11 protein-coding genes and 6 tRNA genes are annotated in these 14432 nt (G+C 61.4%); 2 read left to right on the top strand and 15 right to left on the bottom strand.

All coding sequences use genetic code 11. The features are described 5' to 3' along the window. Positions 1 to 86: 86 nt before the first annotated feature. The 12 genes from BN1119_RS19210 to BN1119_RS19155 form a co-directional block, all read right to left on the bottom strand. A tRNA-Arg gene (locus tag BN1119_RS19210) sits at positions 87 to 163 on the bottom strand. Between the two features lie 28 nt (positions 164 to 191). Continuing rightward, a tRNA-Arg gene (locus tag BN1119_RS19205) sits at positions 192 to 268 on the bottom strand. A 29-nt stretch (positions 269 to 297) separates the two neighbouring features. Next, positions 298 to 374 (bottom strand) — tRNA-Arg (locus BN1119_RS19200). 24 nt (positions 375 to 398) lie between these two features. After that, a tRNA-Arg gene (locus tag BN1119_RS19195) sits at positions 399 to 475 on the bottom strand. Positions 476 to 573: 98 nt separating this feature from the next. Continuing rightward, a tRNA-Arg gene (locus BN1119_RS19190) sits at positions 574 to 650 on the bottom strand. 4 nt (positions 651 to 654) lie between these two features. After that, a tRNA-Ser gene (locus tag BN1119_RS19185) sits at positions 655 to 747 on the bottom strand. A gap of 214 nt (positions 748 to 961) precedes the next feature. Then, a complete protein-coding gene (csrA, locus tag BN1119_RS19180; protein ID WP_005315760.1) occupies positions 962 to 1150 on the bottom strand; it encodes a carbon storage regulator CsrA in 189 nt (62 codons plus the stop codon). 93 nt (positions 1151 to 1243) lie between these two features. Then, positions 1244 to 2491: an aspartate kinase gene (locus tag BN1119_RS19175; RefSeq protein WP_042002038.1), complete on the bottom strand. Its 1248-nt coding sequence runs from the start codon at positions 2489 to 2491 to the stop codon at positions 1244 to 1246. Between the two features lie 16 nt (positions 2492 to 2507). Then, positions 2508 to 5132, bottom strand: a complete 2625-nt coding sequence (gene alaS, locus BN1119_RS19170; RefSeq protein WP_042002034.1) for an alanine--tRNA ligase — start codon at positions 5130 to 5132, stop codon at positions 2508 to 2510. A 793-nt stretch (positions 5133 to 5925) separates the two neighbouring features. After that, complete coding sequence (locus BN1119_RS19165) at positions 5926 to 6432, bottom strand: regulatory protein RecX (RefSeq protein WP_042002031.1); 507 nt, start codon at positions 6430 to 6432, stop codon at positions 5926 to 5928. A gap of 34 nt (positions 6433 to 6466) precedes the next feature. Continuing rightward, entirely contained in the window at positions 6467 to 7531 is a 1065-nt protein-coding gene (gene recA, locus BN1119_RS19160; RefSeq protein ID WP_042002028.1) for a recombinase RecA, read from the bottom strand. Positions 7532 to 7607: 76 nt separating this feature from the next. After that, complete coding sequence (locus BN1119_RS19155) at positions 7608 to 8099, bottom strand: CinA family protein (RefSeq protein ID WP_042002025.1); 492 nt, start codon at positions 8097 to 8099, stop codon at positions 7608 to 7610. 161 nt (positions 8100 to 8260) lie between these two features. On the opposite strand from BN1119_RS19155, the gene mutS reads away from it, so the two are divergent. After that, positions 8261 to 10840 carry a DNA mismatch repair protein MutS gene (gene mutS, locus BN1119_RS19150; protein WP_042002022.1) on the top strand — a complete coding sequence of 860 codons (2580 nt, stop codon included), beginning with the start codon at positions 8261 to 8263 and terminating at the stop codon, positions 10838 to 10840. A gap of 162 nt (positions 10841 to 11002) precedes the next feature. Here the strand turns inward: mutS and BN1119_RS19145 are convergent, their stop codons facing one another. Both BN1119_RS19145 and BN1119_RS19140 read right to left on the bottom strand, forming a co-directional pair. Continuing rightward, on the bottom strand, positions 11003 to 12604 hold the full coding sequence (locus tag BN1119_RS19145; protein ID WP_042002019.1) for a BCCT family transporter: 1602 nt from the start codon (positions 12602 to 12604) through the stop codon (positions 11003 to 11005). Positions 12605 to 12613: 9 nt separating this feature from the next. Beyond that, complete coding sequence (locus BN1119_RS19140; protein ID WP_042002298.1) at positions 12614 to 13141, bottom strand: hypothetical protein; 528 nt, start codon at positions 13139 to 13141, stop codon at positions 12614 to 12616. A gap of 161 nt (positions 13142 to 13302) precedes the next feature. On the opposite strand from BN1119_RS19140, the gene BN1119_RS19135 reads away from it, so the two are divergent. Next, positions 13303 to 13773 (top strand): MarR family winged helix-turn-helix transcriptional regulator, encoded by a 471-nt coding sequence (locus tag BN1119_RS19135; RefSeq protein WP_042002016.1) that lies wholly within the window; start codon positions 13303 to 13305, stop codon positions 13771 to 13773. Positions 13774 to 13833: 60 nt separating this feature from the next. Here BN1119_RS19135 and BN1119_RS19130 read toward each other — a convergent pair whose 3' ends face one another. Next, complete coding sequence (locus tag BN1119_RS19130; protein WP_042002012.1) at positions 13834 to 14415, bottom strand: YjaG family protein; 582 nt, start codon at positions 14413 to 14415, stop codon at positions 13834 to 13836. Positions 14416 to 14432: the final 17 nt, after the last annotated feature.

The following is a 14432-nucleotide window of genomic DNA, read 5'->3' as shown; positions in this document are numbered from 1 at the left end:
GCATGGCCGGTGCGTGCTGTGCGGCGACAGAACGCAGCCTCACGCACATAAAAAAACAGCCCCGACCTAGGTCGAGGCTGTCTGTATGGTGCGCCCGGGAGGATTCGAACCTCCGACCACCTGGTTCGTAGCCAGGTACTCTATCCAGCTGAGCTACGGGCGCTCATCAACTTTTGGTACTGCTTTCAAAATGGTGCGCCCGGGAGGATTCGAACCTCCGACCACCTGGTTCGTAGCCAGGTACTCTATCCAGCTGAGCTACGGGCGCTCACAAACTTTTGTGTACTGCTTTCAAAATGGTGCGCCCGAGAGGATTCGAACCTCTGACCACCTGGTTCGTAGCCAGGTACTCTATCCAGCTGAGCTACGGGCGCTCATGAAATCTGTTGTGCGTTAAATGGTGCGCCCGGGAGGATTCGAACCTCCGACCACCTGGTTCGTAGCCAGGTACTCTATCCAGCTGAGCTACGGGCGCCCTGATTTAAAGCGATAAAAAAAGCTTACTCATCAGTAAGCCTTTTCTAGCGTGTCGACTTGCTGATGGTCAACACATGACCCTTTCGAGTCGTAATATGGTGCGCCCGAGAGGATTCGAACCTCTGACCACCTGGTTCGTAGCCAGGTACTCTATCCAGCTGAGCTACGGGCGCAAAATGGCGGAGAAGGGGGGATTCGAACCCCCGATGCGGGTATAAGCCGCATACTCCCTTAGCAGGGGAGCGCCTTCAGCCTCTCGGCCACCTCTCCGTTTGCGGGGCTGATAATACTTCACAGGGATTTTTAGTCAAACACTTTTTTGTAGAAAAAAGCGTGTTCGCTCAGCATTTGGTCAAAGCGTGGAATATTCAAACAAAATCGATACTTATCCCGCAGTTTACTGCCTTGCAAAGCGTTCTGAGCCCCCAGAAAAACAAAAGGCGACACGGGGAGGTGTCGCCTGAACGCAGCTATGAAAAGCGGCTTAGAAATTTGGCTGGCCCGGTACTTTCTCGGCCTGTATCCGCATGTAGATCTCTTCGCGGTGTACGGAAACCTCTTTCGGTGCGTTCACACCGATGCGTACCTGGTTGCCTTTCACGCCCAGTACGGTGACAGTCACTTCGTCACCAATCATCAGGGTTTCCCCTACACGACGAGTCAAAATAAGCATTCGCTTGCTCCTGTATCCTGTTTTGTATTCATATCGACATGGGACATTATCTTACAAAGATATCGATATGGTAAATGGTTGAAACTAAATCAATCAGGGATTGTTGCCCAGCGGCTGTTCGCTCGGCGCCTGATCCAGCCCAAAGGCGCCATGCAGGGACCGTACCGCCAGCTCCAGATACTTCTCGTCAATCACCACGGATATCTTGATTTCGGAGGTGGAAATCAACTGCATGTTGATCCCCTCCTCACCCAGTACCTTGAACATGGTGCGGGCCACACCGGGGTGATTCCACATCCCCACCCCGACGATGGAAACCTTGGCTATCTCACCATTGCCCTGCACACAGGCCGCCCCCAGGTCGCTGGCGGTCTGCTCCAGCAGGGCGCGGGCCCGTCGGTAGTCATCGCGATTCACCGTGAAGGTAAAATCTGCACTGCCATCCCCCAACGTATTCTGAACAATCATGTCCACGTCGATATTGGCATCGCTGATGGGACCCAGGATCTGGGCCGCGACCGTGGGCCTGTCCGGCACACCGAGTATGGTCAGGCTGGCCTCGTTGCGATTGAACGCTATGCCCGATACCAGGGGCGCTTCCATCCTCTCACCTCCATATGTGATTAAGGTTCCCTCGCCATCGATGAAGCTCGACAGCACCCTTAGCGGCACCCGGTACTTGCCCGCAAATTCCACCGAACGGATCTGCAGCACCTTGGCCCCCAGGCTCGCCATCTCCAGCATCTCCTCGAAGGTGATGGTAGCGAGACGACGGGCCTTGGGCTCGATGCGCGGATCCGTGGTATAGACCCCGTCCACGTCGGTGAATATCTGGCATTCGTCAGCCTCGAGTGCCGCCGCGATCGCCACCGCAGTGGTATCTGAGCCACCCCGGCCCAGGGTGGTGATGGCATTGTGCTCATCACGTCCCTGGAATCCGGCCACCACCACCACCTTGCCCGCACCCAGCTCGGTGCGCAGCGAGGCCGTGTCTATGTGGGTGATCCTGGCCTTGCCATGGGCGGAATCGGTGTGGATACGCACCTGATCCCCGGTCATGGAGACCGCCGGACAGGCCCGACGGGTCAAGGCGATGGCCAGCAGGGCAATGGTGACCTGCTCGCCGGTGGAGACCAGCACATCCATCTCGCGCCGATTGGCATCTGGGTCCAACTGCTGGGCCATGCCCAGCAAGCGGTTGGTTTCCCCCGACATGGCGGAGACCACCACCACCACATCATGGCCCTGGGCCCTGGTCTGAGCGACCCGCTCGGCGACCGCCTCGATCCGCTCCAGGGAACCGACCGATGTACCGCCAAATTTCTGTACATAGAGTGCCACAGATCACCTCGCCCGATTACAGGCGCTCTTCCAGCCAGGAGTGAACGGATTGCAGTGCCGCAGGCACGGCCTCTGGCTGGGTGCCCCCCGCCTGTGCCATGTCCGGACGACCACCGCCCTTGCCGCCCACCTGCTGGGCCACCAGGTTGACCAGCTCACCGGCTTTGACCTTGCCGGTCAGGTCATTGGTCACACCGGCGATCAGATTGACCTTGCCCTCACCGCTGGTCGCCAGCAGCACGACACCGGACTTCATCTGATTCTTCAGCTCGTCCAGCATGCCGCGCAGGGATTTGGGATCTGCCCCTTCCAGTGCCGCTACCAGCACCTTCTGGCCATTGATCTCGATCACCTGGCCCAGCAAATCGTTACCGGCCTGCGCGGCCAGCTTGGCCTTGAGCTGCTCCAGCTCGCGCTCCATCATCTTGGCCTTGTCCATCATCTGACGCACTTTATCGGCGATGGAGAATTGATCCCCCTTCACCAGGGCCGCGGCTTCCTCGATTTGCTCACCTATCTGGTGCATGAAGTCGATGGCGCCCTTGCCGGTCACCGCTTCGATGCGGCGCACGCCAGCGGCGATGCCGCTCTCGGCGATGATCTTGAAAAAGCCGATGTCACCGGTGCGCTTGGCGTGGGTTCCGCCGCACAGCTCGGTGGAGTAGTCACCCATGCGTACGACACGCACGTCGTCTTCGTATTTCTCGCCAAACAGCGCCATGGCGCCGGCCGCCTTGGCCGCTTCCAGATCCATCACCTGGGTGGCGACCTCGTGGTTGGCACGGATCTGGGCGTTCACCAGCTCTTCGACCCGGCGAATGGTCGCCATGGTCAGCCCCTCGAAGTGGGAGAAGTCAAAGCGCAGACGCTCGGCGCCCACCAGAGAGCCTTTCTGGGTCACGTGATCACCGAGCGCCTGACGCAGGGCCGCGTGCAACAGGTGGGTAACGGAGTGGTTGAGAGCCACGGCCTGACGGCGTTCGCCATCGACCTCGGCCACGACTGCGGCGCCCTCTTCCAGGGTGCCCAGCTCCAGGTAACCCGTGTGGACGATGGCCTTGCCCGCCTTCTGGGTGTCGGTCACGGCGAAGATGCCGTCATCCACCCGGATGATCCCGGTATCGCCCACCTGACCGCCAGACTCGGCGTAGAAGGGGGTCTGCTCCAGCACCACCACGGCCTCTTCGCCGGCGATGAGGCCGCTCACCTGAACGCCCTCTTTGTAGATGCCCAGCACCCGGGTCTGCTCGGTCAGGGTCTTGTAGCCGGTGAAGGGGGTCTCGAAGTCGAGCTTGAGCACGTCGTTGTAGTTGACGCCAAAGCTGGACGCCTCCTTGGCACGGGCGCGCTGCTTCGCCATCTCGGCGTGGAAACCCTCTTCGTCGATGGCGATGTCGCGATCGCGCACCACGTCGGCGGTCAAATCCGCCGGGAAGCCGTAGGTATCATAAAGCTTGAAGACCACCTCGCCCGGCACGACCTTGGCATCCCCCAGGTTTGCCAGCACGTCTTCGAGCAGCAGCAGCCCCCTGTCCAGGGTGCGGACGAACTGCTCCTCCTCGATGCGCAGCACGCGCTCGACCAGGGGCAGCTGGGCGATAAGCTCTTCGGCCACATCCTTCATCTGCACCGACAGCTCGGCAGCGAGTTTGTAGAAGAAGACCTCGGTGGCACCCAGCTTGCGGCCGTGACGCACGGCGCGACGAATGATGCGACGCAGCACATAGCCACGCCCCTCGTTGGAGGGCATGACGCCGTCGGCAATCAGGAAGGCACAGGAGCGGATGTGGTCGGCGATGACTCGCAGGGACTGGTTGTTCAGGTCGCTACAACCCACTATCTCGGCCGCCTTCTTGATCAGCGCCTGGAAGATGTCGATCTCGTAGTTGGAGTGCACGCCCTGCATGATGGCGGAGATACGCTCCAGCCCCATGCCGGTATCCACGGACGGGCGAGGCAGCGGCTCCATGGTGCCATCGGCCTGACGATTGAACTGCATGAAGACCACGTTCCAGATCTCGATGAAACGGTCGCCATCCTCTTCCGGTGAGCCGGGAGGGCCACCCCAGATGTGGTCGCCATGGTCGTAGAAGATCTCGGTGCAGGGGCCGCAGGGGCCTGTATCGCCCATCTGCCAGAAGTTATCGGAAGCGAAGGCCGCCCCCTTGTTATCACCGATGCGCACGATGCGATCCGTCGGGACACCGATCTCCTTGGCCCAGATGTCGAATGCCTCGTCATCTGTCTCATAGACGGTGACCAGCAGGCGCTCCTTGGGCAGCTTGAGGGTACCGGTCAGGAATTCCCAGGCGAAGCGGATGGCATCCTGCTTGAAATAGTCGCCGAAACTGAAGTTGCCCAGCATCTCGAAGAAGGTGTGGTGACGGGCGGTATAGCCCACGTTTTCCAGGTCATTGTGCTTGCCGCCGGCACGCACGCAGCGCTGGGAGCTGGTGGCCCGGTTGTAGGCACGCTTGTCGGCACCGAGGAAGACATCCTTGAACTGGTTCATCCCTGCATTGGTGAACAGCAGAGTCGGATCGTTGTGCGGCACCAGTGAACTGGACGACACCACCTGGTGCCCCTGAGAGCGGAAGTACTCGAGAAACGCGCTGCGGATCTCTGACGTGGACATATACATGGAAAATCCTGCTTGATTCGGATACGGACTTTTAATCGCCCTAATGTAAGTTTTCTGCGCAGTAAAGTAAAACCCGCAGGCCACGGGGCCCCGAAAAAGCCGGGGTGGCGTGACCTCACAGGAACGCACTGTTGCTGATGGGCTGAGCGGCAGCGGCCAGACGCCATCGACGGCTGGATGCAAGCGCCGCCAGCCCATGAAGCCGCCATGCCAGACGGGGTAAATCGCCATGAGCATCGCCATCGATGGCGCCACTCCCCTCCCGCCAAGAACCGAGCCGACGAAGTGAAACGCGATCCGTTCCACATAGGGGGTCGGCTTGCATGGCGGTGAAGAGACCTAACCAGGGAGATCCGGCCCGTGGCGCACTGCCAGGAAAAGGACACAAGGAGGGAAAACGCGGCCAACGAGGGGATAGCCTTACGAGACAGATCCAGAACCCGGTGACAAGAGAGCGAACTTTAGATGTTGGGACCGGTTGTCGATGAAGAGGCCACTCAGGGAATCAAGCGCAGAGCATTCAACATGAGGCCCGCTCGTCGAGATAGGACAAGACGGTCAGGAGTGTGCTCGAGGCGCAGGAACAGGGTATCGATGAAGGGGCTATTCAGGGAATCAAGCGCAGGCCATTCAAAAAGGGAACCGGCTTGAAGGGATCTAACCCGTTGGCAACGACAGGACAGATTTGGGAGCACGGCGAGCGAGCCGCGCGCCAGCCCAGAGCCCGGCCTTCGTCCCTGACGGACGGATCCGGCGCCCCTAGCCAGGTGCGCCAGGAGGCTATCTGTCAGCGTCACTCCGTTTCCTGCTCGGCTCGCTCCTGCAAGGTGGCGATGGCATAACGCGCCTGATCCTGGCTAAAACCGCGCCCCAGCAGGAACTTGAGCCACTTCATGCGCGGTTTGAACTCCTTGAGCGCGGAGCCATCGGTGCGCCGCTCAAGCAGGGTCAGCGCCAGCTCGAACCAGTCCAGCTCGGGTTGTGCGAATGCCAGCTCCAGCTCGGTATCGCTCAGCCCCTTGCGGCGCAGATCGAAGCGGATCCTGGTCGGGCCATGACCCTTGGCCGCCCCGGCCCGTACTGCCATGGCGCCGTAACGCTCGTCGGATACCCAGTGATGGTCGCGGCAATAATCGAGCACGGCCTGACTCACCGCCTCATCATGGCCCTGCTTGCGCAGGCGCATCAGCAACTCTGACTCGGCGCTCTCGCGCCTGGCCAGGCTGCGCATGGCATAGGCACGGGCGGCGGCGAACCGCTCTTCGAAGGTCAACTCGGGCGGTGCGTCCTGCCCCTCCATAACAACAAGGCCGGGGGTTAGCCCGGCCTTGTTGTTATTCAAATTCCTGTTCATCTTCAGGCTCGAACTCGTCGATGGCGGCCACGGCCACCTTCTCGTCCGGGGCGCCGCCCTTGGTCAGCAGCAGTTCACGCAGCTTGGCTTCGATCTCCCCCGCCATCGCCTTGTTCTCGGCAAACAGTTTCATGACGTTGGCCTTGCCCTGACCGATCTTCTCGCCGTTGTAGCTGTACCAGGCACCGGCCTTGTCGATCAGCTTGTGCTTGACGCCCAGATCCACCAGCTCGCCCTCCTTGGAGATACCGGCACCGTAGAAGATCTGGAATTCGGCCTGCTTGAAGGGGGGCGCCACCTTGTTCTTGACGACCTTGACCCGGGTCTCGTTGCCGACCACTTCGTCCCCTTCCTTGATGGCGCCGGTGCGACGGATATCCAGACGCACGGAGGCGTAGAACTTGAGGGCGTTACCACCCGTGGTGGTCTCGGGGCTGCCGAACATGACGCCGATCTTCATCCGGATCTGGTTGATGAAGATGCACAGGCAGTTGGCGTTCTTGATGTTGGCGGTCAGCTTGCGCAGCGCCTGGGACATGAGGCGGGCCTGCAGGCCGACATGGGAATCCCCCATCTCGCCTTCGATCTCCGCCTTCGGCGTCAGGGCCGCCACCGAGTCGACGATGATGACGTCCACGGCGTTGGAGCGTACCAGCATGTCGCAGATCTCCAGCGCCTGTTCGCCGGTATCCGGCTGGGAGATCAGCAGATCGTCGACATTGACCCCCAGCTTGGCGGCATAGACGGGATCCAGGGCGTGTTCGGCATCGACGAAGGCACAGGTCTTGCCTTTACGCTGAGCCTCGGCGATGACTTGCAGGGTCAGCGTGGTCTTGCCCGAGGATTCCGGGCCGTAGATTTCCACCACACGGCCACAGGGCAGGCCGCCGATGCCGAGCGCCACGTCCAGAGAGAGGGAGCCGGTCGAGATGGCTTCTATGTCCATGGTCTTGCTGTCGCCCAGACGCATGATGGAGCCTTTACCAAACTGCTTCTCAATCTGACCCAGCGCTGCCGCCAGTGCCTTCTGCTTGTTCTGATCCATGCCAATCTCCGCTGGAAATCGTGATAAGGTGAAGTTGGGTCAAGTATACTGTCTATTCATACAGTATCAAGCCCTTTTACTTGAGCAAGGCGAGGAGACCGGACAAAGCCTGTCTGATGGCCAGTTGTCGCACCTGGTGGCGATCCCCATCGAAACGGGCGAGCAGCGAGCGTTGTCGCCCCCCCTGCTCGGCCCAGGCGAACCAGACGGTGCCGACCGGCTTGTCATCGCTGCCCCCGCCCGGCCCGGCGACGCCACTGATGGCAACGCTGATGCTGGCATCGGAGCGAGCCAGCGCTCCCCTCGCCATCTCCAGCACCACAGTCTCGCTGACGGCGCCGTGGCGCAGCAGGCTGTCGACGCTCACCCCCAGCATCTGCTGCTTGGCTTCGTTGCTGTAGGTCACGAAGCTGCGGTCAAACCAGACCGAACTGCCCGCCACCTCAGTGATGGCGTAGGCGACGCCGCCACCGGTGCAGGATTCCGCCGTGGTCGCCAGCCCGCCCCTGGCGGTGAGGGCCTGGCCCAGCTCTAGGGCGAGGCTGGCTATCTCTCTATCAAGGGTCATGGCACCTCCCGTGGTCGAATGGCCATTATGCTATTCCCCTCGGGGCCATCGCAACCGCCAGGGTCATGGCCAACAGGTTCCCCCCCCTGCCCCGTTCCGTGTAAAATGCCAGCCAAAACGACTCATCGCACCGGCCACTCGGCCACCATCCGGGATCGAACATGAACGCATTATCCGCCCACACAGGGGCGCCCAGCGCCGCCCTCAGCCAGCATACGCCCATGATGCAGCAGTACCTCACCCTCAAGGCCGAGAACCCGGAGATACTGCTGTTCTATCGGATGGGGGACTTTTATGAGCTGTTCTATGACGACGCCCGCCGGGCGGCACAGCTGCTCGACATCTCATTGACCAAGCGCGGTCAGTCCGCCGGTACCCCCATCCCCATGGCGGGGGTGCCCTATCATGCCATCGAGGGCTATCTCGCCAAGCTGGTGCAGCTCGGGGAGTCCGCCGCCATCTGCGAACAGGTGGGAGATCCGGCCACCAGCAAGGGGCCGGTGGAGCGCAAGGTGATCCGCATCGTCACGCCGGGGACCGTCTCCGACGAGGCCCTGCTCAGCGAGCGTCAGGACAACCTGATCGCCGCCGTCTATCACGACGGCCGCCAGTTCGGCTACGGCACCCTGGACATAGGCTCCGGCCGCTTCTTCATCAACCAGTTCGAGAAGGAAGAGACCCTGCTCGCCGAGTTGCAGCGCACCAACCCGGCCGAGCTGCTCTATCCGGAATCCTTCGAGTTCATGACCCATATCGCGGGTCGCCGCGGCCTGCGTCGCCGCCCCGAGTGGGAGTTTGAACTGGGCACGGCCCGCAAGCTGCTCTGTCAGCAGTTCGGTACTCAGGATCTGGTGGGCTTCGGGGTGGAGCGCAGCGAGACAGCCCTGTGCGCCGCCGGCTGCCTGATGCAGTACGTCAAGGACACCCAGCGCACCGCCCTGCCCCACATTCGTGCGGTGCGACTGGATCAACCGGACCACGCCATCATCATGGATGCCGCCACCCGCCGCAACCTGGAGCTGACCCAGAACCTGGCCGGTGGCTATGAGAATACCCTGGCCGAGGTGCTGGATCGCACCCAGACCCCCATGGGCAGTCGATTGCTCAAACGCTGGTTGCACCAGCCCATTCGCGATCGGGTGTTGCTGCGCGGCCGCCAGAGCACCATATCCGAACTGATCGAACAGAACCTCTATGACGAGCTGGGGGCTCTGCTGCGCCAGGTGGGCGACATGGAGCGGGTGCTAGCCCGCCTCGCCCTGCGCTCCGCCCGCCCCCGTGACCTGACCCGGCTGCGCCAGGCCTTCGCCCAGCTGCCCCACCTGCAGACCCTGCTGGCGGGCAGTGAGCATGAGGCGGTGCAACGGCTGAGGGAGCGGGCCGCCACCTTCCCCGAGCTGCAGGATCTGCTGGAGCGCGCCATCATGGAGACGCCTCCGGTGCTGATCCGCGATGGCGGCGTCATCCGCGCCGGTTTCAATGCCGAGCTCGACGAGATACGGGATCTGGCGGACGGCGCTACCGCCGTACTGGCCCGCATCGAGGAGCGGGAGAAGCAGGAGACCGGCATCAACACCCTCAAGGTGGGCTACAACAAGGTCCATGGCTTCTTCATCGAGGTGAGCCGGGCCAACAGCCATCTGGTGCCGAGCCACTATATCCGCCGTCAGACCCTCAAGAACAACGAGCGCTACATCATAGATGAGCTCAAGCAGTACGAAGACAAGATACTGACCGCCCAGAGCCGGGCCCTGGCGCTGGAGAAGCGCTTGTACGAGGAGCTGCTCGATGCCCTGCTGCCCCAGCTGGCCGAGCTGCAGGAGTCGGCTGCCGCCCTGGCGGAGCTGGACGTGCTGGCCAACCTGGCGGAGCGGGCAGAGACCCTCAACTACCAGTGCCCCACCCTGACCGACGAGGATCAGATCCTGATAGAAGGGGGGCGCCACCCCGTGGTGGAGCAGGTGATGAAGGATCCCTTCATCGCCAACCCGGTCAGCCTGAAGCAGGGGCGGCAGATGCTGATCATCACGGGCCCCAACATGGGGGGTAAGTCCACCTACATGCGCCAGACGGCACTCATCGTGCTGCTGGCCCATATCGGTGCCTATGTGCCCGCCGACAGCGCCCGCATCGGCCCCATCGATCGCATCTTCACCCGGATCGGGGCATCGGACGATCTGGCCTCGGGAAGATCCACCTTCATGGTGGAGATGACGGAGACCGCCAACATCCTCAACAACGCCACCGCCCAGAGCCTGGTGCTGATGGACGAGATAGGACGCGGCACCAGCACCTACGACGGCCTCTCCCTGGCCTGGGCCTGCGCCGAACAGCTGGCAAGCAAGATTGGCGCCTACACCCTGTTTGCCACCCACTACTTCGAGCTGACCCGCCTGCCCGAGCTGCTGCCCAATCTCGCCAACGTCCATCTGGATGCGGTGGAGCACGGCGACACCATCGCCTTCATGCACGCGGTGCAGGAGGGGGCGGCCAGCCGCTCCTACGGCCTGCAGGTGGCCGCCCTGGCGGGAGTGCCAAAGTCGGTGATCCATCAGGCACGCCACAAGCTGGCGGAGCTGGAGCGCGCCGTCCCCGCCCCCAGCGGCGACGAGCGCCAGGCGCAGCCCGCGCCGGCCCCCCAGCCCCACCCCGTGGTGGAGGAGCTGGAGGCGCTGCGACCGGACGAGCTCACCCCCCGCCAGGCGCTGGATCTGCTCTATCGCCTCAAGCAGTTGCTCTGACGCTGCCGGCAAAGGGTCCGCAAGGAAAAAAAGGGAGCCATTGGCTCCCTTCTTGTTGCCGACGATCTGCGCCGGGGCACGTCGACGTCAATGTCAGGGCAAAAAGAGAGGGGAACCCTGGGGTTCCCCTCTTTCATTGCGACGTGCCCGGCAAGACGCCCATCAGGTGCCCGGACCGATGCGATCCTTGAGGCTGATGTGAACCGAGCCATCGTGCCGCTTGAGGTTCTGGCGATATACCATCTGACGCTGGCTCTCCTGCTTGAGGCCGAGGATCAGCGAGTAGCACATGGCCAGCATGATCACCGAGAAGGGCAGCGCCGCTATGATGCTGGCGGCCTGCAGGGCGGCCAGGCCCCCCGATATCAGCAGGATGGCGGCGACCAGCCCCTGACCCAGACCCCAGATGGCACGGTGGCGCACCGGCGGTTCGCTCTCGCCGATGGAGAGCAGCGTCGTGATCACGAGCGTGCCCGAGTCACAGGAGGTGATGAAGTAGGTGCAGATCAGCAGGGTCAGCACCCCCTTGGCGATCAGACCAATGCTGCCCCAATCGAGCATATCCACCGTCTTGTAGAGCGCCTGGGTCACATCCTGGTTCACCGCCTCGGTGACGCCACCGGCGCCAAACAGCTCGAGGTGGATGGCGCTGCCGCCGAACACGGTCAGCCAGAACATGCCAAGCAGGGACGGCACCAGCAGCACCCCCATGACGAACTCACGTATGGTCCGCCCCTTGGAGATGCGGGCGATGAACATGCCGACGAAGGGTGCCCAGGCTATCCACCAGCCCCAGTAGAAGGCAGTCCAGGAGGATTGCCATGCCGAGGTGCCGTTCGCTTCCGTGTTGGTCCAGAAGCTCAGCTTGACCAGGTTTTGCAGGTAATCCCCTATGTTCTGCACATAAGAGTTGAGGATGTAGGTCGTCGGTCCCATCACCACGAACACCAGCAGGATCAAGGCACTGAGCCAGATGTTCAGCTCGGAGAGGATCTTGACTCCTCGTCCCACACCGGAGACCGCGGACAGGGTCGCAATCAGGCTGATGCCGGCGATGAGCCAGAGCTGGTTGGCCTGAGAGACCTCCATCCCCATCAGCTGATTGAGACCTGTATTCATCTGGGCCACACCCAGACCGAGGGAGGTCGCCACCCCGAACACGGTACCGAACACCGCCAGCACATCGGCGGCATGGCCCCAGCCACCATAGATCTTGTCGCCCAGTATGGGATAGAGCACGGAGCGAATGGCCAGGGGCAACTTGCGCCGATAGCTGAAGAAAGCCAGGGACAGGCCGACGATCACATAGATGGCCCAGGGGTGCAGACCCCAGTGGTAGAAGGTGAGTCGCATGGCGACCTGGGCCGCCTCCGACGTCATGCCCTGCTCGATGAAAGGGTTCGCCTGCAGGTGATACATGGGTTCGGCGATGCTCCAGAACACCAGTCCAATGCCCATGCCGGCGCTGAACAGCATGGAGAACCAGGCGAAGTAGCCAAATTCCGGCTCCTGATCGTCATCCCCCAGCCGGATGCTGCCAAAGCGGCTGAACATCAGATAGATGGCGAAGAACAGGAAGAGGGCAACCACCAGGATGTAGTACCATTTGAAACTTGCAATGATGGTGTCCTTCGCCCCGCTGAACCAGGACGCCGCCGTGTCGGGATCAAATACCCCGAACAGCAGGAACAGGGTGATCACGGTCAGTGCCGTGGTCGCCATGGTGGGGTTGAGCCCTTTGAATATGCCTTTGGTCGCTCGCATTGACCCTCCTTAGTCCTGGTTGTAAAAGTCTTCGCCGACATGGTCACCGGCGCCGCCGATGGCGCGGTAGACCAGCTTGCCGGCACTCTCTTCCCTGTGGTCGACCAGGCTGACGGAGGGCTGGCCATTCACCGCGTGGCGCTTGCCGAGGAAGATGGCCATGGGAATGCCGCAGTTGGAGATGCCGCTGCTGATCCAGAGGCGATTGAAGTCGTAGCTGCCGCCGATGAATTCCAGCTGGGCCAGACCATTGTCCAGGCCGGAGAGATAGAAGTTCATGGCGCTCTCATCGGGGAACAGATGGACCAGCACATAGGCATAACGCAGCTCGTTGACCAGGGCCTTGAGGGTGAACTCCCCGGTGTTGGTGCAAGAGAGCGGGATCTCGCCGTCGTAATGATGCACCTTGAGGGTGTTGGGATCCTCATCATAACGGGGTTGATAACGGATAAAGGCTGAGGTGTCAGGCAGCTCATAGCGCACGCGCACCACGGTTAACTCGGAAACCAGAGACTTGATATCCAGATCGTTTATCATCATAGCGTTCCTCAAATATCAGGTTTAAATTTGGCAAAGGGCACACAAAATAACATAAAAATGCTTCGACCTGAAACTAATTGCCATGCTGAGCCTATTGACCGGAATACTGATAAGTCCGAGAATCCGCTCCCACAACGCCCCTTTACTGGTCTGAACCCATGGAAAAACATGATGAAGTGTTGATCGCGCTGCGCCAAATCATCCGCGCCATCGATATGCATTCGAAGCGCCTGATCAAAGAAGCGGGCCTGACAGCACCACAACTATTGCTGCTCAAAGGAATAAATGAGTTGGGGCAGATCTCCATGCGCCAGCTGGCCAACCACACCAACATGAGTCAGGCCACCGCCACCACCATCATGGATCGGCTGGAGAGTCGTCAGCTGGTGGAGCGCGTGCGCAGCCAGACCGACAAGCGCAAGGTCCACGCCACCTTGACGGAACAAGGCAGGCAACTGCTCAGCAATGCGCCGACACCGCTGCAGGATCATTTCATCCAGCGCTTCCAGGCACTGGAAGGGTGGGAGCAGACGCTGCTGCTCTCTTCCCTGCAGCGCATCTCCCACATGATGAACGCCAGCGACATAGATGCCGCCCCCGTGCTCAGCGTCAACCCCCTCACGGATTGAATCCCATCAACGAAAAAGCTCCCCGAGGGGAGCTTTTTTTCATCTGAACGTCGCGCGGATCTAGTCGTCCAGCGAGATGCCGATATTGGAGACACCGTCCTGGGCTGCGAAGCCCTTGATGGCCAGGATGCGGTCGCTGTCACGCTCATGGGCGACCCGCTTGAGCAGCTCGACCTGAAACTCCAGCTCCGCCTCCATGTATTCGTGCTCGTAGAGCTCTTCTTCCGTCAGCTCCCGCTCTGCCAGCAGCTCGATGAAACCCGCCACCGTGCCCACCGAGGCGTGGCTGGCATCCGTGGCCTCTTCCCCCACCCGGCAGATAACCGAGTTGTAGGCGCAGCCCAGCGCCACGCACGCATCCAGCGCCGGGTAGGCGCCGTAGGACTCGAACTTGCTGGGCTCGGGAATATAGACCTCGAACGCCTCCAGAATGGCCCCCAGATTGACCCGGGAGCCCTTGACCGTGAGGTAGTTCCACATCTGATCCAGGGCATGGCGATAGGCCTTGGCATCACCGAAGCCAGAGGCCTGGGCAAACAGGGCATAGTTCGGATACATACGCTCGGCCAGGGCCAGGGTATAGACGGTTTGCTGCCAAGGCTGCAGCTCGGCCAGTCGCTTATAAAACTTGTCACCAAACACGGCGGGGGATCCTTTAC

The organism is Aeromonas bivalvium, assembly GCF_000819765.1.
Classification (GTDB): domain Bacteria; phylum Pseudomonadota; class Gammaproteobacteria; order Enterobacterales; family Aeromonadaceae; genus Aeromonas; species Aeromonas bivalvium.
Note: the sequence above shows the minus strand (reverse complement) of the source record. Positions and strands in the feature narration are given on the sequence as shown.

Coding starts and splice junctions, on each gene's coding strand:
- csrA (WP_005315760.1), bottom strand. CDS start 1,150: ATGCTTATTTTGACTCGTCGTGTAGGGGAAACCCTGATGATTGGTGAC.
- alaS (WP_042002034.1), bottom strand. CDS start 5,132: ATGTATATGTCCACGTCAGAGATCCGCAGCGCGTTTCTCGAGTACTTC.
- BN1119_RS19165 (WP_042002031.1), bottom strand. CDS start 6,432: ATGGAGGGGCAGGACGCACCGCCCGAGTTGACCTTCGAAGAGCGGTTC.
- recA (WP_042002028.1), bottom strand. CDS start 7,531: ATGGATCAGAACAAGCAGAAGGCACTGGCGGCAGCGCTGGGTCAGATT.
- BN1119_RS19155 (WP_042002025.1), bottom strand. CDS start 8,099: ATGACCCTTGATAGAGAGATAGCCAGCCTCGCCCTAGAGCTGGGCCAG.
- mutS (WP_042002022.1), top strand. CDS start 8,261: ATGAACGCATTATCCGCCCACACAGGGGCGCCCAGCGCCGCCCTCAGC.
- BN1119_RS19145 (WP_042002019.1), bottom strand. CDS start 12,604: ATGCGAGCGACCAAAGGCATATTCAAAGGGCTCAACCCCACCATGGCG.
- BN1119_RS19140 (WP_042002298.1), bottom strand. CDS start 13,141: ATGATAAACGATCTGGATATCAAGTCTCTGGTTTCCGAGTTAACCGTG.
- BN1119_RS19135 (WP_042002016.1), top strand. CDS start 13,303: ATGGAAAAACATGATGAAGTGTTGATCGCGCTGCGCCAAATCATCCGC.